Source organism: Sphingobium sp. CR28, assembly GCF_052327305.1.
Taxonomy (GTDB): Bacteria; Pseudomonadota; Alphaproteobacteria; order Sphingomonadales; family Sphingomonadaceae; genus Sphingobium.
This window is the reverse complement of sequence record NZ_CP182486.1, coordinates 1,917,388-1,939,198: the sequence shown is the minus strand read 5'-3', so window position 1 is coordinate 1,939,198 and position 21,811 is coordinate 1,917,388. Positions and strand designations below refer to the sequence as shown.

The following is a 21,811-nucleotide window of genomic DNA, read 5'->3' as shown; positions in this document are numbered from 1 at the left end:
CCATCCATGACTTCAGATTCCGGGGGCACTCCCTTTGCATATCTCCCATTTCGCGCTCGCGACCGCACTGGTCGCCACGCCTGCCGTCGCGCAGCAGGCACCCCTCCCATCCGTCGTCCCGGCGGAAGCCGAGACCGCTCCAAACGACTTGATTCTGGTTATCGGCCAGAAGGAGGCACCCATCACCGTCGTGCCGCGTGGCCTCTCTGTTTCGCTCGGGAAAGAAGAGTTCGACGCGATCAACGCCGTCAACGTCGAAGACCTGATGAAGTACGCACCTAACTTCTATGTGCGCAAACGCTTCGCCGGAGATGACAATGCCGTGGTCGCGCTGCGCGGCGCCAACACGATCCAGAGCGCACGGACGATCGTTCTGGTCGACGGCTTCGTCGTGTCCAACTTCCTCGGCAACCGGTGGGACTTCCCGCCCAAATGGAATGTCGTCGGCCCTTCCGAAGTGCGCCAGTTCGACATCGTCTATGGCCCCTATTCCGCGCGCTATGGCGGCAACTCCATGGGCGGCGTGATCTCCGTCACCACGCAGGAGCCGACCGAGGGCATCTCCGGCTATGGCACCGCGCAGGCGATGGTCATGCCGTTCAAGGACTATGGCTATGACGAGACCTTCACGGGCTATAGCGTGGAAGGGGGGCTTGGCTGGAAGCAGAAGAACGGCCCGTGGAGCGTCCGGGGCGGGTTCCGGCATTTCGAGAATACCGGCCAGTCCATGACCTATAATCTGCTCGGTCGCGCTACCGGCACGGGCGCAGCGACGCCCGTGACCGGCGCCTATGACGACAAGCGCCTTGCAACGCCCGTGTTCGGCGGCGCCTCCCCGGTGGATGTCGTGCAGGATCAGGCGCGGCTGCGGATCGGCTATGAGACGCAAGGCGGCTGGACGATCGAGGGGCTGGGGTTCCTCTGGAAGACACGGCAGGATCTGACCGACCCGCGCAGCTTCCTGACCGACGCGAACGGCAATCCCGTCTATCAGGGGCGCGTCTCCTATGAGGGTCAGGTCTGGAACGCGACCGGCCTCAATTTCTCGACCACGCGGCGCACCGAATATCTGGCCGGACTCAAACTCGCCGGACCGCTGGCTGGCTGGCATGTTTCGGCCAATGTTTCCCACTACTGGATCCCCACCCAAGACGCCCGGACCTCGATCAACTATGCGACCGGCGCATCCTCCGGGGCGGGCACGCGGACGATCCAGGACGATCCGGGCTGGTGGACCGGAGACGCGACCGCGGAGCGCGCGTTCGGTGCTCACATGATTGCCTTCGGCCTCAACGCCAATCTCTACGAGACCGCACAACGGACCTTCAGCACGGCCAACTGGCGAACGGCGAGCGATCCGCGCTTCACGGCCGCCACGCAGGGCAAGACGAGCCTGTGGGGGGTGTGGATCGAGGATGCCTGGTCGCTCGGCCAAGAGTTCACACTGACCGGAGGCCTGCGTTACGATCGCTGGCGCGCCTTTGACGGCGGCATTTCCGGGCTCGTGCGGGGTGTGCGCCAAGACGCCGCCTATGCCAGCCGTAGCGACTCCTCGATCAGCCCCAAGCTCAGTCTCCAGGGTAGATTGCCGGGCGCCATAGACCTGGAGCTGAGTTTCGGCACGGCCAAGCGGTTCCCGACTGTGGGCGAGCTGTTTCAGGGCCGGTTCGACACCGACCTCGGTATCATCGATCCGCAGAGCTTCGATCCCAATCTGCGCCCCGAGAAATCGAAAGACGCAAACCTCATCCTCGGCCACAGCTTCGGCAAGCTGCGCACGACGGCGAGTATCTTCTGGCAGGACATAGACGACGCGATCTTCAGCTTTCAGGGTCTGAACCAGTTCGGCACCGTTGTGAGCTCCTACAAGAATGTCGACCGGATGCGGCAAGTGGGCGTGGAACTGATCGCAGAAATGAAGAATATCCTTCCCGGCCTCGACATCGACGGCAACGTCGCCTGGACCGACGCAAGGACGCTGCGCAACATGGCCGATCCCCGCGCCGAGGGCGTCCAGTTTCCGCGCATCCCGCGCTGGCGAACAAACGGCAATATCCGCTACCAAGTGGCCGAGCCGGTGAAGCTCTCGCTGGGCTGGCGCTTTGCGACCCGGCCCAATTCCGATCTGCTGGGGCTAGTGCGCGGCGGCGCCTATGGCTTCCAGACCGAATATTTCTTCGTCGACAGCCGGGCATCCTTCGCGCTCAACAAGACGTTCGAACTGAGCGTCGGCATCGACAACATCTTCGACGATCAGGCCTATGTCTCGCATCCGCTGCCGCAGCGGACGTTCGTGGCCGACATCAAGGCGAGGTTCTGACCATGACCTTCGATCGCGCTGCCTTCTATCGCATGCTCTGGCGCTGGCACTTCTATGCCGGACTGTTCATCATTCCTTTCATTCTTCTGCTCTCGGTCACGGGCGCATTCTATCTGTTCAAACCGCAGGTGGAGCGATGGGAGGAGCGAGCCTTCCAGAATTTGCCCACCGATGGCGCCGTCTCACCGGGCAAGCAGGTCGAAGCGGCACTCGCCGCATTTCCCGGCGCACGCTTCAACAGCTACCGTCTGCCCGAGCGGCCCGGCGACGCGGCGATGATCCATGTCGCGGGCTCTGAGGACGGGTCGATGCGCGATATTTTCGTCTCGCCGCAGGGCGCGGTGCTGGGGAGCATCAGGCCGGAAGATCGCCTCATGGAGATCGACAAGGATATCCACGGGCAGCTGCTGCTGGGCAAACGGGGAAGCTGGCTGGTGGAACTCGCGGCGAGCTGGGGAATCGTGCTGGTGCTCACTGGCCTTTATCTCTGGTGGCCACGCGGCACCGGACTGGCCGGCGTGCTCTGGCCCCGCCTTGGCAAAGGCAAGCGCATGTTCTGGCGTGACCTGCACGCCGTCACCGGCTTCTGGATATCCGGGCTGGTGCTGGTCCTGCTCACCACCGGTTTGCCCTGGGCAGGACTATGGGGAAGCGCGTTCAAGACCGTCCGTACGGAGCTCGGCTGGGTCAAAGGCGAGCAAGACTGGACATTGGGCGGCGAAGCCCCCTCGCCCGCAGGCGATCCGCACGCCGAACATGACCATGCTGCGATGATGCACGCGATGCCGCCCATGCCGGTCGCGGCTGCCTCCCCGATCACGCTGGACGCCATGGTGGCGAAGGCGCGCGGGGAGACGCTGGCCTTTCCGGTGATCGTCACGCCGCCCGGAGCGCCGGGTCCGTTCGGACGACCGGGAGTCATGGCCTGGACCATTCGGTCCGAGGCCCAGAACCGTCCCCTGCGCGCCTCCATCACTTATGACGGCACGACAGGAGAGGAGCTCTCACGCGAAGGCTTTGCCGACGGCCATCTCGCTGACCGCATCGTCGGTTATGGCATTGCGTGGCACGAGGGTCAGCTCTTCGGCTGGGTCAATCAGCTTATCGGCGTGCTGACCGCAGTTGGCCTCGTCACCATGGCCGTGAGTGGGTTCGTCATGTGGCGCCGACGCAAGCCCGAGGATGCGCTGGGCGCCCCGCCCCCTGCCAGCGTGCCCAGCCGCATGGGCGGAGTCGTCGCGATCCTGCTTGTGCTCGCCGCACTGCTTCCGTTGCTCGCTGCCTCGCTGCTGGCGCTCTGGCTGTTCGAGCGGCTGGTGCTGCCGCATATACCGGGCCTCGCCCGCTGGCTGGGTGTGCCGACACGCGCCGCAAGCGCGTAAAGGCGGCCGGAGGCGGAGGGGTCGAGCCCCCGCCCTCCTGCCTTCACGCGAGCCGCGTCATCCAGCCATGAGTGTCCGGCCGCGTGCCGGTCTGGATGCCGACAAGCGTCTCGCGCAACGCGCGGGCCACTTCGCCGCCGTCGCCATTGCCGATGACGAAACCGCCGTTGCGGCTCTTCACTTCGCCGATCGGCGTGATGACGGCCGCCGTGCCGCACGCGAAGCACTCCCGGAGGCGGCCGCTCTTGGCGTCGGCTTCCCACTGATCGATGCTGTAGCGCTCTTCCTTGACGGTATAGCCCGCTTCACCGGCAAGCTGGCGCAGCGTATCACGCGTCACGCCCGGCAGGATGGAGCCATCCAGCGGCGGAGTGACGATCGTCCCGTCCGTCATCACGAACATAACGTTCATGCCGCCAAGTTCCTCGATCCACTTGCGCTCGACAGCGTCCAGGAACAGCACCTGATCGCAGCCATGATCGATCCCCTCGGCCTGCGGCAGGAGGCTCGCGGCGTAATTGCCGCCGCATTTGGCCGAACCCGTGCCGCCGGGAACGGCGCGCACATAATCCTGGCTGACCCACAGCGTAACGGCTGATTTTCCGCCCTTGAAATAGCCGCCCACCGGAGAGGCTATGAGGCAATAGATATATTCCCGAGCAGGGCGGACGCCCAGAAATGCTTCGCTCGCGAACATGAAGGGACGCAGATAGAGCGTGCCCTTGTCCGCGCCCGGCACCCAGTCCCGGTCGATGCCGACAAGCTGGCGGATGCTCTCGATGAACAGCTCTTCCGGCAGCTCGGGCATGGCGAGCCGGCGGGCGGAGGCATTGAACCGCGCGGCGTTCGCTTCCGGGCGGAAACTCGCGATCGATCCATCCGGCAATCTGTAAGCCTTCAGGCCCTCGAAGATCTCCTGCGCATAGTGCAGCACTGCTGCAGCGGGATCGAGCGGGATTGGCTGACGAAGGCCAAGCACTGCGTCGTGCCAGCCCTGTCCTTCGGTATAGCGGATTGTCACCATATGATCCGTGAAGACCCGGCCAAAGCCGGGGTCAGCCATCAGCGCGGCGCGCTGATCGTCCGATGTCAGGTTAGGCGACGGCAGCACAGTGAAGGCACTCATCAGTCAGACTTCTCGTTTATTTCAAGATTCGGCGCGCGATTAACATGAAATGTCGCGCGTGTCATCCTCAGGTGAATAGCAATCGCGCCTCTTGGGTAAGATCCGCAAGGAAGCCGATCATCCCGCCAATGGCGATCCGCGGCTCCAGTTGCTGAGCCGAAACTGCGGCCAAGGCAAGCCCGGATTGGCAGGCCACCACCGCCACCCCGTCCTCAAGCGCTTCGCTCAGCAGATCGGCCAAGGCCGCTTCGCCAGCGGCGATCCATGATGCGTCCTCCGGCTGCTCCTCTCCCTGCGTGAGAAGGCGGACGGCCCGGCCCTGCGCGAAGAGGCGGGCAGATCCCCCCAGCGCGATCTCGCATCGCGCGAGCATGAGAGCGGCGCGCAGCCGCTCGGCATCGTCCGTCGCGACAATCATGGCCAGCGGCGGCCTTCCGCTCATGATCGCGACGTCGTCACGCGTCCGCCGTCATGACAGCGCAGGCGGGGCAAGAGGCATCCTTGGGCACGTGCATCGACCGATAGCGCTGGGCCAGCAGATCCGCGACGAGCAGACCCCCGGTCATCGATTCGCCAAAGGGCACGAGCGCACGGATCACTTCCAGCGCCGCCATCGCGCCGATGACTCCCGTGAGCGCACCCAGCACGCCTTCACTGGCGCAGTCGCGCGTGCCATCGCCCGGCGCATCACCGACAAGGCAGCGATAACAGGGCTGGCCCGCTTCCCATCCGCGCCAGACTCCGATCTGCCCCTCGAACTGGCCGACCGCCGCGCTGACGAGCGGCACGCGCAGATGCGTGGCGGCGTCCGACACGGCGAGGCGGGTCGGGAAATTATCGCAGCCATCGAGCACGATATCCGCGTCCCGCAGCAGAACTGCGGCATTGCCGGCGTCGATGCGCATGTTGATCGGGATGAGATGACAGTCCGGGTTCAGCCGCGCGACCGCGTCACGCGCGACTTCCGCTTTCGGGGCGCCGACATCATGCGTGCCGAACAGGATCTGGCGCTGAAGATTGGAGAGGGAAACCTGGTCCGGGTCGATCACGCGGATCGTCCCCACGCCCGCAGCCGCCAGATAGGCAATTGCCGGACAGCCAATGCCGCCCGCGCCAATCACCACGACCTGCGCCGAGAGCAGCCGCGCCTGCCCTGCGCCGCCGATCTCCTTCAGCAGCAGGTGGCGCTGGTAACGTTCGATCTGGGCGTCGGTGAGACTCATGGGATCAGTCTAGGCGGCGCAGACGACAAGTCGAGTCAGGCGACACTCGCCACGCCGGTCGAGCCGAAGCCGCCCGTGCCCCGCACTGTCTCGTCCAGCTCGGCTACTTCGATCAGGCTCGCCAGAGTCACGGGCGCCAGCACGAGCTGCGCGATGCGATCGCCGCGCGCAATGACGAACGGCTCTTCACCCAGATTGACCAGAATGATCTTCAACTCCCCGCGATAGTCACTGTCGATCGTGCCGGGCGTATTGGGCAGCGAAATGCCATGCTTGAGCGCCAGACCCGAGCGCGGCCGCACCTGAATCTCGTAGCCGTCGGGAATCGCAAGCGCGAACCCGGTGGCGACGGCGTGCCGGCCCATCGGTGGCAACGTCACATCCTCGGCGGAGACCACGTCCATGCCTGCGGCGCCCGCTGTGGCGTAGGCCGGAACCGGAAGCCCCCCGCCATGGGGCAGACGCCTGATCTTAACCGGCACGGCTTCACTCACTAAGGGCATCGGCAATTTTCTCCACCAGCCGCGCAGCCACGGCGTCCTTGGGCATCTCGCTCCAGCTCTCGACGCCCGCAGCCGTGACGAGATGCACGGCGTTATGCGTGCCGCCCATCACATCTCCCGACACGTCGTTGGCGACGATCCAGTCCGCACCCTTCTTCGCAAGCTTGGCCTTCGCATGGGGGACGACATCGTTGGTCTCGGCAGCGAAGCCAATGAGGAGACCGGGGCGATGGGGCGAGGCGCCAATGATCGCGAGAATGTCCGGATTTTCGATAAGCTCCAGCGGCGCTGGGGCGCCGGCGCCGTCTTTTTTGAGTTTGCGCGGTGCCTCGTCCGCCGAGCGCCAGTCCGCCACGGCTGCAACCATGATCGCAACGTCGGCGGGAAGCGCCGTCTCGACTGCGCTGAGCATCTCGCGCGCGGTCTCGACATCAACTCGCGTGACGCCTGTGGGCGTCGGCAGGCCGACTGGTCCGGCAACCATTGTGACCCTTGCGCCCGCACGGGCTGCAGCCGCAGCGATAGCGAAACCCTGTTTGCCCGACGAGCGATTGGTAATGTACCGCACCGGATCGATCGGCTCGTGCGTCGGCCCCGCGGTGACCAGCACATGCTTGCCCGCAAGGCGCGAAACGCGTTCCTCATCGGCGAAATCGGGCTGGTCAGCCAATGGATCGAGCCCGCGCGGCACAGCAAGCAGCGCCTTTATCTCCGCAACGATGGCAGGGGGCTCGGGCAGGCGGCCCCGCCCCCACTCGTTGCAGGCCATCACGCCTTCGTCCGGCTCCATCACATGGATGCCGTCCGCGCGGAGCTGTGCGAGGTTCCGCTGCGTTGCCTTGTGATGCCACATCCGCACGTTCATCGCGGGCACGGTCAACACGGGCTTGTCGGTCGCGAGCAGCAGCGTGCTCGCCAGATCGTCGGCAATGCCTGCCGCCATTTTTGCGAGGATGTTGGCCGTCGCGGGCGCGACGACGATCAGGTCGGCCTGACGGCTGAGCTCGATATGGCCAATCTCGCGCTCTTCCTTGAGATCGAACATGTCGCCATAGACATGGTCCTCAGTGAGGACGCCAAGAGAGAGCGGCGTCACGAACTGCTTCGCGCTCTGCGTCATCACCGCGCGCACCGCAATGCCTTCCCGCCGCAGCAGGCGCACCAGCTCAAGCGACTTGTAGGCAGCAATGCCGCCCGAGACGATGAGGAGGATGCGCTTGCTCATTGCGCTATCCTAGCACCCACATCGCCCCCGCCCCAAGAGCGGCGGCGGCGATCGCGGTCAGCCCATAGCGCCAGCCACTGCCCACGCGCATCAGCTTGATCTCCGGGAGCGGCGGCGGAGGCGGCGCTCCGCCCGCCGGAGGATAGCGGTCCTCGATGCGACGGATGAGATCGGGCAGACGGGCGAGCGTAATCATGTTCTCACGCAGCGTGTCGGCAAGCTTCGCTTCCGGGCCGAGTTCGTCGCGCAGCCACGCCTTCACATAGGGGCCGGAGACATCCCACATGTTGATGGCGGGATCGAGCATCGTCGCAACGCCTTCCACCATCACCATCGTCTTCTGGAGAAGAAGGAGGTGCGGCTGGGTCTGCATATCGAAATCGCGGGTGATGGCGAACAGACCGTCCAGCATCTGCCCCACTGAAAGCTCGCTCACTGGCTTGCCACGCATCGGCTCGCCCACGGCGCGCAGGGCGGTCGCGAACTCCGCGACATTGTGATGCGCCGGCACATATTGCGCCTCGAAATGGATTTCGGCCACTCGGGCGTAGTTGCCGGTGATGAGACCGTAGAGAATTTCCGCCAGCCACAGCCGCGCGCGCCGGTCGATCCGTCCCATGATGCCGAAGTCGATCGCCGCGATCGTCCCGTCCGCCTTCACGAAGAGATTGCCCTGATGCATGTCGGCATGGAAATAGCCGTCGGCGATCGCCTGCTTCAGGAAGGCGTTGACCAGCCGCGCGGCAATAGCGCTCACATCATGCCCGGCGGCGACCAAGGCGGCACGGTTGCTGATCTTGATGCCGTCTATCCACTCCAGCGTCATGACGCGGCCGGTGGTCCGGTCCCAGTCGATCGTGGGAATGTGATAGCCGGGCACGCTTGCCATATGCTCGGCAAGTTCGGACGCGGAGGCCGCCTCACGCCGCAGATCCAGCTCGCGAGCGGTCCAGCGCTTCATATTGGCGATGACGAGGCGAGGCCGCAGCCGCGCCGCTTCACTGCCGAACCGCTCGAGATGCGCCGCCGCCCATTCATAGGTCTCGATATCGCGGGCGAAACGCCGCTCGACGCCGGGACGAAGCACTTTCACCGCGACGGTGCGACCATCGAGCGTCACGGCCTTATGGACCTGCGCAATGGATGCCGCACCGACCGGCACCGGATCGAACTGCGCATACAGCACGTCGAGCGGTACGCCGAAACTGCCCTCGATCTGGTCGCGGATTGCCGCGAACGGAACGGGCGGCAATGCGTCCTGCAAGCTCAGGAGATCGCGCGCTGCCTCCTCCCCAACGAGGTCGGGGCGAGTCGCGAGAGTCTGGCCCAGCTTGATCGCAGCGGGACCGATCGCGCGGAAGGCCTCTGCATAGCGCGGCTGCTTCGGCACACGCGCGCCAAGTCTCGCGATGCGGGCCAGTCGCCTGACCGGAGCGGGGGTGTTCCTGTCCTGCTCGATGCCCTTGAGCCCGCCGTGGCGGGCAAGCGTGCGGCCCCATTTGAGCAGGCGCCAGAGATGCGTTGCGTGAGCAGTCATGCGCGGGCGGTCAGACCTTCCAGCCGCTATGGATCGCGACGAGCCCACCAAGGATCGGCTCGGCCTTTACCTGGGCGAAGCCGGCATCCGCGATCATGCGGGCAAAAGTCGGCATGTCCGGGAAGCGGCGGATTGATTCGATGAGATAGCGGTAGCTCTCGGCGTCGCCGGCGAACAGCTTGCCCAGTTGCGGAACGAGCTTGTGCGAATAGGCATCGTATACATCCGAGAAGCCCGGCCAGACCGTGGTCGAGAACTCGAGACAGAAGAACCGGCCACCATATCTGAGCACACGATGGGCTTCCCTGAGAGCCGCCGGAATGTCCGTCACATTGCGGATACCAAATGCGATTGTGTAGCCGTCGAAGCTCTTGTCGGCGAAGCTGAGCGTCTCGGCATTTTCTTCCGCCCAGACCAGCCCATCGATGCCTTTCTTCCGCGCCCGCGCCACGCCCACGGCGAGCATCTCCGGATTGATGTCCGCGACCGTCACCTGAGCGCCGGACTTCAGAATCCGGAAGGCGATGTCGCCCGTGCCCCCGGCCATGTCGAGGATGGCTTCGCCCGCGCGAGGCTTGAGCCGCCGCACGAACTGGTCTTTCCATACGCGATGCATGCCGCCGGACATGGCGTCGTTCATCAGGTCGTATTTGGGGGCGACGCCGGAGAAGACGCCACGCACGAGGCCCGCTTTCTCCTGCGCAGGAACATCGCGATAACCGAAGGATGCTGTGTCGTTCATGACGCCCGCTCTAGCGGCGCCACCGGGTCGGTGCCAGCGGAGTCTTGCGCCGCGCCACCGCGCCCGTGCAGCGCCGTGACGACAATGCCCATAAGGATCAGCGCCATGCCCACGGCATGATAGCCGTGCAGCGTCTCTCCCAGCAGCAGGGCCGAGAGCAAAGCCCCAAAGAGCGGCATCAAAGTGATCGCCTGCCCGGCACTGCCCGGACCAATCCGCGCGACGGCTGCGTTGAAGATGGAATAGGCAATGAGCGACGGGAAAATCGCAACATAGACGAAGCCGCCGATGAGACGCGGGCCGAGCACGGACATCCCGCCGCTGCTCAACTCCATGAAGGCAAGCGGCGCCATGGCGCACACGCCGATCGCAAAGGTGGTGGCGATGAAACTCACGGGCGAAATGGCGGGACGCAGTCGCAGCAGCACCGTGTAGAAACCCCATGCAACCACGGCGGCGAGAATGAAGAGGTCACCATGGCCGAAATGCAGCCCCATCGCCTTTCCCACATCGCCCTGAAAGACGATCACGGATACGCCCAGCGTCGAGAAGAAGACACCAATGACCTGCCAGCGGCGGGGGCGGACATGAAACAACACGCCATCCAGAAGAAGCACCAGCGCGGGAATACCGGCCTGAAGCAGCATGGCGTTGGTCGCCGTGGTTTCCCGCAGGCCGGAATAGAGAAGCGCATTGAACGCGCCGATGCCCAGGAGCCCCAGCAGAAGGATCGGGAACCAGCCCTGCGCAATGGCGCGCCCCTCGCGAATCAAGGTCGGCAGTGCGAAGGGAAGCAGAAGGCACAGAGCGCCGGCCCAGCGAACCAGCGCAAGCGTGAAGGGTTGCACATCCTCGCGCACCGCCCGGCCCACGATCGTATTGCCTGCCCAGAGCAGCATCACGATCATGAGCATGGCGTAGGCGCGCATGTCGCCGCGGTCGGTCTTCATAGCGTCAGCACTTAGCGAGCCGCGCACCGTCTGGCACGCGCCGATCGCGCGTCAGCGGCAAACCGATCAGGCAGGGCCGAGATTAGGCGGGCCCATATGCTGGAGGAAGTCGGGCTTGCCCATGCTCACGCCCTGCGCCCGCAGAATCGCGTAGGCAGTGGTCGCGTGGAAAAAGAAGTTGGGCAGCGCAAAGCTGGTGAGATAATCGAGGCCCGCAAAGCCATAGCCGTGGCCCTGCGGAAAGCGGATCTCGACCCGCCGGTCTGCGCTCTCGTCGATAAGCGCGCGGTCGACACTCTGGATGAAGGCGATGGTCTTGTCGCAGCGCTCGCGTAGGTCTGCAAAACTCGACTCCGTATCGGGCATAGCGGGCGGGGCAATCCCCGCGAGACGCGCAATGCCGTTTTTCGCGGAGTCGGACGCCATCTGATATTGCGCGGGGAAGGCTCGCATGTCCGGAGCGAGCCTGGCTTCGAGGATCGTCGCCTCGTCCTTTTCGGCCGCCGCCTTGTCGAGCCAGCTCCGCATGTTGGTGAGCATCTTCACGAAAATCGGTACGGACGCGTCATACATGCTGATCTGCACGGGAAAACTCTTTGGTGAGGGTGCGCAGAGCCTTACCGCAAAGGGGATAAGTTGCAATATGCTACGTTTCTCTTCGCATTGGCCGGAGCCGAACGTCCTATTACATTGCTCATATGCCTGAACTTCCAGAAGTTGAAACCACCGTCGCCGGTCTCCGCTCCGTTCTCGACGGCGCAAGACTTGTCGCCGTCGAGCCCCGCCGGGCCGACCTCCGCTTCCCATTCCCCGTCGACCTGCGCCAGCGCCTCACTGGCGCGCAGGTCGTCGCGCTGGGACGACGCGCGAAATATGGCCTGATCGATACCGACCGGGGCGACACGATGATCTTCCATCTCGGCATGTCAGGGCGCTGGCGGATCGACCCGGCAGAGATCGGCAAGCACGATCATCTGCTGCTTCATACCGGCCAGCACGATCTTGCTCTCAACGATCCCCGCCGCTTCGGCTTCGTCGATCTTGTCTCCAGTTCGGCACTCTCTGCCTACCCCGCTTTTGCGGCAATGGGCCCGGAGCCGCTGGGACCGGACTTCACGGCGGCGCGCCTCGCCGCCTCACTCTCCGGACGCGCCGCGCCGATCAAGGCGATGCTGCTAGACCAGCGGATCGTCGCCGGCCTGGGCAACATCTATGTGTGCGAAGCGCTCAACATGGCGGGCATTGCTCCGACCTGCGCAGCGGGCGGCATATCGAAGGCGAAGCTTGCGCATCTCGTGGACGCCGTTCGCGATGTGCTTACTGCCGCCATCGCCGCTGGCGGATCGACGCTGCGCGACTATGCCCGGCCGAACGGGGAGCTGGGCTACTTCGCCAAGGACTGGCGCGTCTATGGGCGCGAAGGGGAGACCTGCCCGTGCGGCGGAACGGTCAGCCGACGGGTCGATTCCGGCCGCTCAACCTTCTATTGTCCATCCTGCCAGACTTAGCCCAAAAAAATGTGGGCGAAGGAGAACAACACATGACTGCGCCGCGCCCGAACAAAACCCGGATCGGAAACCATAGCCTCCACCCCGAAACGCTGATGCTGAACTACGGCTTCGACCCCGAGCTTTCCGAAGGCGCGGTCAAGCCGCCGGTGTTTCTCACCTCCACCTTCGTCTTCAAGAGCGCCGAGGAAGGGCGCGACTTCTTCGACTACACGTCGGGCCGCAAGGAACCTCCCGCCGGCAGCGCCGCCGGGCTCGTCTATTCCCGCTTCAACCATCCCAACAGCGAGATCGTAGAGGACCGGCTCGCCGTCTATGAAGGGACGGAGGCCTGCGCGCTCTTCTCCTCGGGCATGTCCGCCATCGCGACGGCGCTGCTTGCTTATGCGCGGCCGGGCGACGTGATCCTTCATTCGCAGCCGCTGTACGGCGGCACCGAGACGCTGCTGGCGAAGACCTTTGCCGACCTACAGGTTGCGGCAGTAGGCTTTGCAGATGGCATCGACGAAGCCGAGGTGCGCGCGGCGGCGGAGACCGCGATGGCGAAGGGGCGCGTTTGCGCAATCCTGGTCGAAAGCCCCGCCAACCCGACCAACGGGATCGTCGACCTCGCCCTGATGAAGCGCGTGGCGGACGAGATCGCCGCGCGGCAGGGACACCGCCCGGTCGTGATGTGCGACAACACGCTGCTCGGCCCGGTCTTCCAGCGGCCGATCCAGCACGGCGCAGACATCTCGCTCTATTCGCTCACCAAGTATGTGGGCGGACATTCGGACCTGATCGCGGGTGCGGCGCTGGCATCGAAGGCAGTGCTCAAACCCGTCCGCGCACTCCGCAGCGCGATCGGGACACAGCTCGATCCCCACAGCTGCTGGATGCTGGGGCGCAGCCTGGAAACGCTCTCGCTGCGGATGAACCGCGCCAACGAGAATGCCCGCATCGTCGCGGAGTATCTGCGCGACCACCCCAAGGTCGAGAAGCTGCACTATCTCTCCTTCGCGGACCCTGCATCGCGGGTGGGCCAGCTCTTCGCGCGGCAGTGCTCAGGCGCGGGATCGACCTTCTCCTTCGACATTGCGGGCGGCGAGGCAGCGGCGTTCCGCTTCCTCAACGCGCTCCAGATCCTCAAGCTCGCGGTGAGCCTGGGCGGCACCGAGTCGCTGGCTAGCCACCCGGCGGCGATGACCCACAGCGGGGTGCCGCTGGATGTGCGTGAGCGGATCGGCGTGCTGGCATCGACCATCCGGCTCTCGATCGGCGTCGAGCATCCCGACGACCTGATCGCGGACATCGCGCAGGCGCTGGAAGCAGCGTGAGTAGCGCCTAAACCGCTACCAGCCCGCGCCTTCCGCGATCGCTTCCTCCTCGCCGGGGCGGTTCTCCCGCCCGAGCACGGCATTGCGATGGGGGAAGCGGCCGAAGCGCGCGACAACAGCGTGATGCTTGCGCGCGAACTCTAAATTCTCCTCCAGCCCCGGCTGGTCGATGAGCTTGAGGCAATGCTCCTGATCGGCGAGATCCTCGCTGTGCATGAAGGGGATATAGAAGAAGGCGCGAACCGGCCCGCCGGTCTGCACATCATAGCCGCGCGCAATGGCACCGCGCGCAATCTCCCGCGCGAGCGCATCCGTGGAGAAGGCCTTCGCATCGCCCCGGAACATATTGCGCGGGAACTGATCGAACAGGAGGATGGCGGCGAGCGCAGTATCAGCGCGGCCAAGGAAACTCGCGGGCGCGTCGGCCTGCTTCTCCTCCCAGAGCGCGCCGAAGCGCCGCGTGATCGTGGCATCGGTCGCGGCAGACTTCACCCACCAGCCCTCGCTCCCCAGCTCCTTCAGCCAGTAATCGAGGATCGCGTCGGCCCAGTCGCCAGCGGGGGTTTCGCTGGGGGGCGTTTGGCCGGAGGGCGGCTGCGATGCCATCGGCTCAGGCCGCCGCCGCCGTGCCGCCGACGGTGAGACCGTCCAGCAGCAGGGTGGGCTGACCGACGCCGGCGGGCACGCTCTGCCCGCCCTTGCCGCACACGCCAATGCCCTCATCCAGCGCGAGATCATTGCCGATGCCGATGACGCGGGTGAGCGCGGTCGGCCCGTCGCCGATGATCGTGGCGCCCTTGATGGGATCGCCCAGCTTGCCGTCCTGCACGCGATAGGCCTCCGTACACGTGAAGACGAACTTGCCCGAGACGATATCCACCTGACCGCCGCCGAAGCTCTTGGCGAAGATGCCGTTCTTCACGCGGCTCAGCAGCTCGGCCGGATCGTCATTGCCAGCCTTCGCAAAGGTGTTGGTCATGCGCGGCATGGGCGCGTGCGCATAGCTCTCGCGCCGGCCATTGCCCGTGGCGGAGACGCCCATGAGCCGGGCGTTCAGCCGGTCCTGCATGTAGCCGCGCAGTATGCCGTCCTCGATCAGCACCGTCTCCTGCGTCGGCGTGCCCTCATCATCGATGCTGAGCGAGCCGCGCCTGTTCATGATCGAGCCGTCATCCACCACCGTGACGCCGGGCGCCGCGACGCGCTCGCCAATGCGGCCGGAGAAAGCGGAGGTGCCCTTGCGATTGAAGTCGCCCTCCAGCCCGTGACCGATCGCCTCGTGCAGCAGCACGCCGGGCCAGCCGGGGCCAAGCAGCACAGTCATCTCGCCAGCAGGCGCAGCGACAGAGCGCAGATTGACCTCCGCCTGGGCAATCGCCTCATCAATGGCGCGGCGCCAGGTCGCTTCCTCAAAGAGCGAGTCATAGAGATAGCGCCCGCCAATGCCGAACACGCCGGTCTCGCGGCGGCCATTCTCCTCCATGATGACGGAGACGTTCAAGCGCACCAGCGGCCGCACGTCCGTCGCCACGAAGCCGTCCGCCCGGACGATCTCGACCACCGACCAGCTCCCCGCGAGGCTCGCGGAGACCTGCACCACGCGCGGATCGCGCGCGCGGGCGGCAGCGTCAATCGCCGCGCACAGCTCCACCTTCTTCGCAAAGGGCACCAGATCGAGCGGGTTCGCCTCCGTATAGAGGTGACGATTGGTGCGCGCGGGCGCGGCGGCGGGGGCGTGCTTCGCGGGGTCGAGAAGCTGCAGGGTCTGCGCCGCCTTGCGGATCGCGGCCTCCGAAATGTCGTTCGCGTGAGAGAAGCCGGTCATCTCGCCCGAGACGCCGCGCAGGCCGAAGCCGGCATCGGTGGAATAATCGGCGGTCTTGAGCCGGCCGTCATCGAAGCCAAAACTCTCCGTGGCGCGATACTGAAGATAGAGCTCGCCATCCTCGCACGCGCCGAGCGCCTGCGCGGTGAGGCGCTTCGCGCCATCGGGATCGAGCGCGCCATCCCGATAAAGGAAGGAGCGGACGTCTGTGATCTGCGGGGCAGACGAGTCGGATGCGTGGAGCGTGTCGGTCATGGGCGTGAATATAGGGGCGCCGGGCGCGAAGCCCAATCGCAATATGGCCCATATCGCGACCGAGCGGTTTTGCGGGCGAAACGCGGGGACGGCGAGGCGGCGGTGCGGGCGGCGGAGGGCACCGGCTGGCCGCGAAAGGTTCTAAAGGTTCTAGTCCTTAGAGCAAAAAAATCGACGCTGCGGAGAGAGGGCGCGGAGGGGCGACAAGCGGGCATCGTACGGCCTCAGACAGACGGAGCGGATGCGCGAGTGTGGATGAGGAAGGGCGGTGTAGGAAAGGGGATTGACAAGATTAAGCACACTACGACTATCGTTCCGGCGGGAGTTTCCATGCCAGCATCGTGGAAGGCTTCTGACGGCTGTTTAGGGCGTCGGTTCGGTCAATCCATGCGCAGATTAGCGCCAAGCACTGCAGCGCCATCTCTTCGGTGTTCACCTTCCGCGAACCATCACGAGCGGGTAAGGGTGTTCGATATTTTGGAGCGCTGTAACGCGCCCCACCATTGCTCGCACTGATCGCGATCGGCTGGTTCTATGTCGTCCGCTCCGCCTGAGCAACAAAGTCAGACAATCAGCCAAAGGCAAGCGCCGGCGAAAAGGAAAGGCGTCACGCTGCCGCGACCCTGTAAGTTTCGTCTGGCTGATCACCCTGAATAACGCGGCCCGCTTGCGCCAACACGTTTAGATTGTCGCCTAGTGCACGCATATCCTTCACTACGGCAATGCATTTGGGAGGCGTCGGAAGCTCGCTAAGGTCTCTAAAAGCTGTGCTAGCTCGATAGACTGAATATGCGTGGTTCGGCACAGCCTGAAACACAATCAGTCCGCTCGATAGGTGAACCGCCGCGCTCATTCTCCATGTATGAGAGCTGGCTCCCTTTATCTCCTCTTCGGGCTCGACTCGCGCGCCCACGAAGATTGCCTCCAGTCGCTCGCGCAAATAGTCCTCAATCTCCGCAGCTCCTTCGTCCCCCAGTCGCCGATAGACATCATCGACCACAGCATGGGAGGCGGTGCCAACATCACAAATTGCCCGCACTAGCTCCGACTCTGTCGCGTAAGTGAAAATCGAACGACGATCGGTTTGAAGCTCTTCAAAAGCGGCATACTTTGTCGCTGCCTTCGGGAACGATCTCTCAGCGCCTATTGCTTCCAATTCCCGATATGCGAAGCCCCCATCATCGACACGAAAGCCCGCTCCACTGTCAGAAACACGGACAGTTGCCGACGTGCCGCTAGGCATGATGAGAGGCAGGCTGATGTAGCTCGACCCACCCCAATGCGAAACGCGCACAAGCTCAGAGGCTGCCGCCTCAACCGCGCGCGCAATTCCCTTGGTTATGTCGATTTGGCTAGCCATTTACAAACAAATCATACTCCCACTTAGGGGGCGTTACAACGTCTATGTTATTGATTCGAAAGAGTTTCCCAACTTCTGAACGAAGGGACTCAAAGGTTTGAATTCTTTGGTCAATATCTTCTGCCATCGGGAGGTTTCCAGATCGCATACGATCCTCAGCGGTTAACCAGTTCAGGTCGAACGAGTGATGATGGCTATGACTCACTCGCTTTCCGGACAGGGGACTTCCCTTTCGTTTGGGATTTGTGTGACCGCCTCGCACCGCCTTCCAATCAATGCGTCCGATTGCCAACTTTCGCTTGCCGCCCGGCTTGCTCACTAACAACTCGAACGAAACATTCGCGTCTGGCACATGCTTTAGATAACCGCCGTGTAGAACGAAGCCCTGTTGGACGACGCCCGCAACCATCAAGGGTGCGTGAAACCAGCAATAGCCGGTCTCAGGCTCAGGTTCACTCCACCCGGGAAACTGAGCGATCGCTTTAGTTGCCGCAGCTAGTGCCGGAAGGGTCATCCCACTTGCATATCGGGAGTTTGACGGCTTGGCGAGTCACTGAAATATTCAACTTCGAGTTGAAAAGTTCCCATTCTGTTCTTCTTATCGCTTTCATGATAATAAGGTCGCTCCTATCCGATTCGCCCGTTTAAAGGAGAACTGATTTGGAGTTAGCCGAACTAAAATTACTTGCGCTCGAACAAGAGTTGGAGCGCCTGCGCGACATTATTTTGCCGGCTCTTAATGAGTGTCGCGCGCAGCAAGGGTTGCCGCCAGTGAAACTGCCCACCTAAAAAGCAACAGCTAGGGACCGGCTGTTACGTGGGTCAATGGGAACGGGATCATTTTTAATTATCCTGTCAAACTCCGAAAGACTGATCATGAAGAACGTCCAGATCATCGACGGCGCTGTAAACGCAACCTTCAGCGTGTTTCAGGCGACAGAGGACGAGTTCGCGGCGATCTTTCCGGACGGGCGAGACATCGAACTGGTCGAAGACCTTTTCGAGCGGCTTGGCGAAGAAGCCGCGATCGCCGTCCTTACGCCCCTCTGGAATCGCCCGATCCTGAAGCGCGACGCACTCGGCATTCACGGCACCCTGTTTTACGACAACGAGTACCGGCGCGCCCATATCCCGTTGTCCAAGCGTGAGGTCGATTGGGATGACGGCGCGATCAACGAAGCGCAACGTCGCCTGTTTGCCAAGAAGCGGGACCCCGGATCAAGTCCGGGGTGACGGTGGGTTCTACAGGGTGACGCCGCGCTTGGAGCCGCACGGACAGGCGAAGTGACGGGGTGGTTGGGCGCCCGCGCGAGACGGACGAAGCATCGGCGCACATACGCCGCGCGGCCGTCGTAGCGCGGTGTCGCAGGGAGCGTCAGGCGTTCGCCGCCTGACTCCCCAAATTCTTAAAGGCTGGCGCCCGAGGAAATGTCCGGCTTGGCTGCCAGATCCGGCGTGTCGGCGGGGCCATGCGCGAGCACGAAGCGCCGATCGCAATAGCCGCAATCGACATAGCCATGCTCGTCGATCTCCAGGAACACGCGCGGATGGCCAAGCGCGGCGGGGATGCCATGGCCGGAGCCGTCGCAGGCGACGCGGTGGGCCGTGACTCGGATGATTTCAGGTGGCGGATTCATGGAATGAGCGGTTAGCATCAGCCTGTGGTGGCGGGCAAGAGAGTGCGCGCAGGAAAGCGCGGTTGCGTCGCGCGGGGCCGCACATGGGTTTTCCCCAAAAGAAAAGGGGCCGCCGAAGCAGCCCCTCCCCTGAAACCTGTGTTCTGGAAACGATTAGCGCTTCGAGAACTGGAAGCTGCGGCGGGCCTTCGCCTTGCCGTACTTCTTACGCTCGACGGCGCGGCTATCGCGCGTGAGGAAGCCTTCCGCCTTCACGGCCGGACGCAGCGCCGGCTCGTACTTGGTCAGCGCCTGGGCAATGCCATGCTTGACCGCGCCGGCCTGACCCGAGAGGCCGCCGCCCTTGACGGTGCAGATGACATCATACTGGCCGGTCCGCTCCGTGACGGTGAAGGGCTGGTTGATGACGAGACGCAGCGTGGGACGCGCGAAATAGGTCTCCTGATCGCGGCCGTTGACCGTGATCTTGCCGGTGCCGGGCTTCACCCACACGCGAGCGACGGCATCCTTGCGGCGGCCGGTCGCGTAGGAGCGGCCGAACTTGTCCAGCTCCTGGCTACGCAGCGGCGCGTTCGAGACGACCGGCGCGGCAGGCGCAGCGGCGTCACCCTCAGCGGGAGCAGCCGTGGCGGCACCGAGATCCTGAAGATCGGAAAGCGAATTGACGGTGTCGGACATTAGGCACCCACCTTGTTCTTGCGGTTGCGCGACGCGATGTCGAGCACTTCGGGGTTCTGAGCTTCATGCGTGTGCTCAGCGCCGGAGAAAACGCGCAGGTTGCGCATCTGCTGGCGACCAAGCGGGCCGCGCGGGATCATGCGCTCAACGGCCTTCTCCAGCACGCGCTCGGGGAAGCGACCCTCGAGGATCTTCTGCGGCGTCGTTTCCTTGATGCCGCCGGCATAGCCGGTGTGCTTGTAATAGACCTTGTCGGTCAGCTTCTTGCCCGTGAACTTCACCTTGTCGGCATTGATGACGATGACATTGTCACCGCAATCGACATGCGGGGTGTAGCTCGGCTTGTGCTTGCCGCGCAGGATATTGGCGATGATCGAGGCAGCGCGGCCAACGACGAGGCCCTCCGCGTCGATCAGCAGCCACTTCTTCTCGACCGTGGCGGCATTGGCCGACTTGGTCGTCTTCATGAGCGCCTTCATGGCCCTGTGACTCCGTAGATGGGCCGGGCCTTGAAAGAGCCTGCCCCGTGAACAGCAAAACGGCACCCGATCCGGGCGCCGCTGGTGGCGCGCTAATGACGCGGAGCAGCGCTCAAGTCAAGCAAAAGCGCGCCATTGCTGACGGGTATCTGAATACCCGATGCTAGCGGGAGGCCTGCGCGAGCCGGTGTGCGCCTGCCACCGCGACAGCGAAAAGCAGCGCGCCGACAAGCTGGTGAAGCGCGGCGAAGGGCAGCGCGACCATCGTCACCACCGTGGCGATGCCGAGCATGATCTGGAACAGCACGACGCCGAGCAGGACGGAGCTGAGCGCCAGCGCGCCCTGCCGCCGCAGCGCCTTGGCCGTCAGCACCAGCGCGATGAGCGCCACCCATGCCCACCAGCGGTGGAGGAAGTGGACCAGAAACGGATCGCTGGTGATGGTGAGCCAGAAGCTGCCCCACCAGGCAATGCCCTGCGGCACGAAATGATCGTTCATCAGCGGCCATGTGCTGGAGACGGCGCCCGCGCGCAGTCCGGCCACGAGTGCGCCCAGCAGAAGCTGCAGGAAAAGAATGGCGAGCACGGCGCCACCGCCAATCGTCAGGCGGACACGCGGCGCATCCGGCCGGCGCGCCAGCACCAGCATGTCCCACGCGGTCCACACCACGGCGCCCAGCAGCAGCAGCGCCATGCCGAGATGCGCGGCGAGCATCGCCGGCTCGACATTCACGCGCGCGGTAAGGCCGCTCTTCACCATGAACCAGCCGACCGCGCCCTGCGCCCCGCCGAGCACCAAGAGCGCGAGCAGCCGAAGGCCATAGCCGCGCGGCACAGCGCCCCGCGCAAAGAACCACAGCATCGGCAGCGCATAGGCCAGGCCAATGAGGCGACCAAGCAGGCGGTGTGCATATTCCCAGAAGAAGATGTGCTTGAACGCGGCGAGCGTCATGCCCTGGTTCATCAGCGCATATTGCGAGCTCTGCTTGTAAAGCGCGAACTCGGCCTGCCAGTCCGCCTGCGTGAGCGGAGGGATCGCGCCAGTCACTGGCTTCCACTCCGTAATCGAAAGGCCCGACTCAGTGAGCCGGGTGATGCCGCCGACCAGCACCATGAACAGGATGAGCCCCGCGACCGCGAGCAGCCAGCGGGCAATGGCGAGCGGCCGGGGCTGGCGATGGCCAGCGCTCACTGGCGCCGAGCCCGAAAGGCGAGAATTTGCTGTCCCAGACATGGCTGCTCCATGCGCCGGGCCATCGACAGGTGCAAGATGGCAGATGGTCCCACCCGATTATCCATGATGATATATTGTAACTTCGTCGTCATGCGCCTATCTGCGTGGCGATGCCGACTCTGCACGCACATCATGCCTGGCGCCTCGACCGCTTTGCCATGGGCCTCTCCGGCCTGTGCGCGGTGCACTGCCTGGCGACGGCGCTGCTCGTCGGCATGTTCTCCTCCATGGCCGGGCTCTTTGCCGCGCCGATCATCCACGAAGCGGGCCTAGCCGTCGCGATCCTGCTGGGCGCCGTCGCGCTCGGCGTCGGCGCGATGCGGCACGGCCTGATGCTGCCGGTGGCGGTCGGGTCGCTGGGGCTGGGCGTAATGGCGGGCGCCCTCACCATGCCGCACGGCACGGACGAGATCGTCTTCACGCTGCTGGGCCTCGCCACTCTTGCGCTGGGCCATGAACTCAACCGCCGGGCTTATTGAGGCGGGGGGATAGGTCGGGCGGCAGAGGTCGC

General features: G+C 64.3%; 22 protein-coding genes. 6 read left to right on the top strand and 16 right to left on the bottom strand.

The window, feature by feature from the left end; all coding sequences use genetic code 11:
* Positions 1–34: 34 nt before the first annotated feature.
* Both ACNAOH_RS09270 and ACNAOH_RS09265 read left to right on the top strand, forming a co-directional pair.
* Positions 35–2,320 carry a TonB-dependent receptor gene (locus ACNAOH_RS09270; RefSeq protein ID WP_443969905.1) on the top strand — a complete coding sequence of 762 codons (2,286 nt, stop codon included), beginning with the start codon at positions 35–37 and terminating at the stop codon, positions 2,318–2,320.
* Positions 2,321–2,322: 2 nt separating this feature from the next.
* A complete protein-coding gene (locus tag ACNAOH_RS09265) occupies positions 2,323–3,702 on the top strand; it encodes a PepSY-associated TM helix domain-containing protein (protein ID WP_443969904.1) in 1,380 nt (459 codons plus the stop codon).
* 43 nt (positions 3,703–3,745) lie between these two features.
* On the opposite strand, the gene ACNAOH_RS09260 is transcribed toward ACNAOH_RS09265, so the two are convergent.
* The 9 genes from ACNAOH_RS09260 to ACNAOH_RS09220 all read right to left on the bottom strand — a co-directional run bounded on the left by ACNAOH_RS09260 (position 3,746) and on the right by ACNAOH_RS09220 (position 11,593).
* Positions 3,746–4,828 carry a branched-chain amino acid aminotransferase gene (locus ACNAOH_RS09260; RefSeq protein ID WP_443969903.1) on the bottom strand — a complete coding sequence of 361 codons (1,083 nt, stop codon included), beginning with the start codon at positions 4,826–4,828 and terminating at the stop codon, positions 3,746–3,748.
* A 67-nt stretch (positions 4,829–4,895) separates the two neighbouring features.
* Positions 4,896–5,270, bottom strand: coding sequence for a DsrE family protein (locus ACNAOH_RS09255; RefSeq protein ID WP_443969902.1), 375 nt, complete (start codon positions 5,268–5,270; stop codon positions 4,896–4,898).
* 13 nt (positions 5,271–5,283) lie between these two features.
* A complete protein-coding gene (locus ACNAOH_RS09250; protein WP_443969901.1) occupies positions 5,284–6,051 on the bottom strand; it encodes a HesA/MoeB/ThiF family protein in 768 nt (255 codons plus the stop codon).
* A 35-nt stretch (positions 6,052–6,086) separates the two neighbouring features.
* Positions 6,087–6,554: a dUTP diphosphatase gene (gene dut / locus ACNAOH_RS09245; protein WP_443969900.1), complete on the bottom strand. Its 468-nt coding sequence runs from the start codon at positions 6,552–6,554 to the stop codon at positions 6,087–6,089.
* The gene (gene coaBC, locus ACNAOH_RS09240) at positions 6,538–7,779 is read right to left on the bottom strand and encodes a bifunctional phosphopantothenoylcysteine decarboxylase/phosphopantothenate--cysteine ligase CoaBC (protein ID WP_443969899.1); all 1,242 of its coding nucleotides are present in this window, start codon (positions 7,777–7,779) and stop codon (positions 6,538–6,540) included. Before coaBC ends, dut begins: the two co-directional genes overlap by 17 nt.
* 4 nt (positions 7,780–7,783) lie before the next feature.
* Positions 7,784–9,316 (bottom strand): 2-polyprenylphenol 6-hydroxylase, encoded by a 1,533-nt coding sequence (gene ubiB, locus ACNAOH_RS09235; RefSeq protein WP_443969898.1) that lies wholly within the window; start codon positions 9,314–9,316, stop codon positions 7,784–7,786.
* A gap of 10 nt (positions 9,317–9,326) precedes the next feature.
* Positions 9,327–10,058 (bottom strand): class I SAM-dependent methyltransferase, encoded by a 732-nt coding sequence (locus ACNAOH_RS09230; protein ID WP_443969897.1) that lies wholly within the window; start codon positions 10,056–10,058, stop codon positions 9,327–9,329.
* On the bottom strand, positions 10,055–11,008 hold the full coding sequence (locus ACNAOH_RS09225) for a DMT family transporter (RefSeq protein WP_443969896.1): 954 nt from the start codon (positions 11,006–11,008) through the stop codon (positions 10,055–10,057). The genes ACNAOH_RS09230 and ACNAOH_RS09225 overlap by 4 nt, the downstream gene beginning before the upstream one ends.
* A gap of 66 nt (positions 11,009–11,074) precedes the next feature.
* Positions 11,075–11,593: a DUF1993 domain-containing protein gene (locus tag ACNAOH_RS09220; protein WP_443969895.1), complete on the bottom strand. Its 519-nt coding sequence runs from the start codon at positions 11,591–11,593 to the stop codon at positions 11,075–11,077.
* Between the two features lie 113 nt (positions 11,594–11,706).
* Here ACNAOH_RS09220 and mutM point away from each other — a divergent pair, with 113 nt between their 5' ends.
* Complete coding sequence (gene mutM, locus ACNAOH_RS09215; RefSeq protein WP_443969894.1) at positions 11,707–12,516, top strand: bifunctional DNA-formamidopyrimidine glycosylase/DNA-(apurinic or apyrimidinic site) lyase; 810 nt, start codon at positions 11,707–11,709, stop codon at positions 12,514–12,516.
* 32 nt (positions 12,517–12,548) lie between these two features.
* Complete coding sequence (locus tag ACNAOH_RS09210) at positions 12,549–13,832, top strand: cystathionine gamma-synthase family protein (RefSeq protein WP_443969893.1); 1,284 nt, start codon at positions 12,549–12,551, stop codon at positions 13,830–13,832.
* Positions 13,833–13,847: 15 nt separating this feature from the next.
* Here ACNAOH_RS09210 and ACNAOH_RS09205 read toward each other — a convergent pair whose 3' ends face one another.
* The 3 genes from ACNAOH_RS09205 to ACNAOH_RS09195 form a co-directional block, all read right to left on the bottom strand.
* The gene (locus ACNAOH_RS09205; RefSeq protein WP_443969892.1) at positions 13,848–14,438 is read right to left on the bottom strand and encodes a DUF924 family protein; all 591 of its coding nucleotides are present in this window, start codon (positions 14,436–14,438) and stop codon (positions 13,848–13,850) included.
* 4 nt (positions 14,439–14,442) lie between these two features.
* Positions 14,443–15,912 (bottom strand): metalloprotease TldD, encoded by a 1,470-nt coding sequence (gene tldD, locus ACNAOH_RS09200; protein WP_443969891.1) that lies wholly within the window; start codon positions 15,910–15,912, stop codon positions 14,443–14,445.
* 607 nt (positions 15,913–16,519) lie between these two features.
* Complete coding sequence (locus ACNAOH_RS09195) at positions 16,520–17,272, bottom strand: hypothetical protein (RefSeq protein WP_443969890.1); 753 nt, start codon at positions 17,270–17,272, stop codon at positions 16,520–16,522.
* 876 nt (positions 17,273–18,148) lie between these two features.
* Between ACNAOH_RS09195 and ACNAOH_RS09190 the strand changes: the two genes are divergently transcribed.
* Positions 18,149–18,505 (top strand): hypothetical protein, encoded by a 357-nt coding sequence (locus ACNAOH_RS09190; protein WP_443969889.1) that lies wholly within the window; start codon positions 18,149–18,151, stop codon positions 18,503–18,505.
* A gap of 173 nt (positions 18,506–18,678) precedes the next feature.
* Here the strand turns inward: ACNAOH_RS09190 and ACNAOH_RS09185 are convergent, their stop codons facing one another.
* The 4 genes from ACNAOH_RS09185 to ACNAOH_RS09170 form a co-directional block, all read right to left on the bottom strand.
* Positions 18,679–18,909 (bottom strand): zinc-finger domain-containing protein, encoded by a 231-nt coding sequence (locus ACNAOH_RS09185; protein WP_443969888.1) that lies wholly within the window; start codon positions 18,907–18,909, stop codon positions 18,679–18,681.
* A 153-nt stretch (positions 18,910–19,062) separates the two neighbouring features.
* A complete protein-coding gene (rpsI, locus tag ACNAOH_RS09180; protein WP_443969887.1) occupies positions 19,063–19,587 on the bottom strand; it encodes a 30S ribosomal protein S9 in 525 nt (174 codons plus the stop codon).
* Positions 19,587–20,066: a 50S ribosomal protein L13 gene (gene rplM, locus ACNAOH_RS09175; RefSeq protein ID WP_443969886.1), complete on the bottom strand. Its 480-nt coding sequence runs from the start codon at positions 20,064–20,066 to the stop codon at positions 19,587–19,589. The genes rpsI and rplM overlap by 1 nt, the downstream gene beginning before the upstream one ends.
* A 163-nt stretch (positions 20,067–20,229) precedes the next feature.
* Positions 20,230–21,300: a COX15/CtaA family protein gene (locus ACNAOH_RS09170; RefSeq protein WP_443969885.1), complete on the bottom strand. Its 1,071-nt coding sequence runs from the start codon at positions 21,298–21,300 to the stop codon at positions 20,230–20,232.
* Between the two features lie 110 nt (positions 21,301–21,410).
* Between ACNAOH_RS09170 and ACNAOH_RS09165 the strand changes: the two genes are divergently transcribed.
* On the top strand, positions 21,411–21,779 hold the full coding sequence (locus tag ACNAOH_RS09165; RefSeq protein ID WP_443972095.1) for a MerC domain-containing protein: 369 nt from the start codon (positions 21,411–21,413) through the stop codon (positions 21,777–21,779).
* Positions 21,780–21,811 lie beyond the last annotated feature (32 nt).

What these genes read in the sequence shown, in the direction of transcription:
- ACNAOH_RS09185 (WP_443969888.1), bottom strand. Translation starts at nt 18,909, where the DNA reads ATGAATCCGCCACCTGAAATCATCCGAGTCACGGCCCACCGCGTCGCC.
- rplM (WP_443969886.1), bottom strand. Translation starts at nt 20,066, where the DNA reads ATGAAGGCGCTCATGAAGACGACCAAGTCGGCCAATGCCGCCACGGTC.
- ACNAOH_RS09210 (WP_443969893.1), top strand. Translation starts at nt 12,549, where the DNA reads ATGACTGCGCCGCGCCCGAACAAAACCCGGATCGGAAACCATAGCCTC.
- tldD (WP_443969891.1), bottom strand. Translation starts at nt 15,912, where the DNA reads ATGACCGACACGCTCCACGCATCCGACTCGTCTGCCCCGCAGATCACA.
- ACNAOH_RS09230 (WP_443969897.1), bottom strand. Translation starts at nt 10,058, where the DNA reads ATGAACGACACAGCATCCTTCGGTTATCGCGATGTTCCTGCGCAGGAG.
- ACNAOH_RS09195 (WP_443969890.1), bottom strand. Translation starts at nt 17,272, where the DNA reads ATGGCTAGCCAAATCGACATAACCAAGGGAATTGCGCGCGCGGTTGAG.
- ACNAOH_RS09170 (WP_443969885.1), bottom strand. Translation starts at nt 21,300, where the DNA reads ATGTCTGGGACAGCAAATTCTCGCCTTTCGGGCTCGGCGCCAGTGAGC.
- rpsI (WP_443969887.1), bottom strand. Translation starts at nt 19,587, where the DNA reads ATGTCCGACACCGTCAATTCGCTTTCCGATCTTCAGGATCTCGGTGCC.
- coaBC (WP_443969899.1), bottom strand. Translation starts at nt 7,779, where the DNA reads ATGAGCAAGCGCATCCTCCTCATCGTCTCGGGCGGCATTGCTGCCTAC.
- ACNAOH_RS09260 (WP_443969903.1), bottom strand. Translation starts at nt 4,828, where the DNA reads ATGAGTGCCTTCACTGTGCTGCCGTCGCCTAACCTGACATCGGACGAT.
- ACNAOH_RS09225 (WP_443969896.1), bottom strand. Translation starts at nt 11,008, where the DNA reads ATGAAGACCGACCGCGGCGACATGCGCGCCTACGCCATGCTCATGATC.
- mutM (WP_443969894.1), top strand. Translation starts at nt 11,707, where the DNA reads ATGCCTGAACTTCCAGAAGTTGAAACCACCGTCGCCGGTCTCCGCTCC.
- ACNAOH_RS09250 (WP_443969901.1), bottom strand. Translation starts at nt 6,051, where the DNA reads ATGAGTCTCACCGACGCCCAGATCGAACGTTACCAGCGCCACCTGCTG.
- ACNAOH_RS09205 (WP_443969892.1), bottom strand. Translation starts at nt 14,438, where the DNA reads ATGGCATCGCAGCCGCCCTCCGGCCAAACGCCCCCCAGCGAAACCCCC.
- ACNAOH_RS09190 (WP_443969889.1), top strand. Translation starts at nt 18,149, where the DNA reads ATGAAGAACGTCCAGATCATCGACGGCGCTGTAAACGCAACCTTCAGC.
- ACNAOH_RS09265 (WP_443969904.1), top strand. Translation starts at nt 2,323, where the DNA reads ATGACCTTCGATCGCGCTGCCTTCTATCGCATGCTCTGGCGCTGGCAC.
- ACNAOH_RS09165 (WP_443972095.1), top strand. Translation starts at nt 21,411, where the DNA reads ATGCCGACTCTGCACGCACATCATGCCTGGCGCCTCGACCGCTTTGCC.
- dut (WP_443969900.1), bottom strand. Translation starts at nt 6,554, where the DNA reads ATGCCCTTAGTGAGTGAAGCCGTGCCGGTTAAGATCAGGCGTCTGCCC.
- ACNAOH_RS09255 (WP_443969902.1), bottom strand. Translation starts at nt 5,270, where the DNA reads ATGAGCGGAAGGCCGCCGCTGGCCATGATTGTCGCGACGGACGATGCC.
- ubiB (WP_443969898.1), bottom strand. Translation starts at nt 9,316, where the DNA reads ATGACTGCTCACGCAACGCATCTCTGGCGCCTGCTCAAATGGGGCCGC.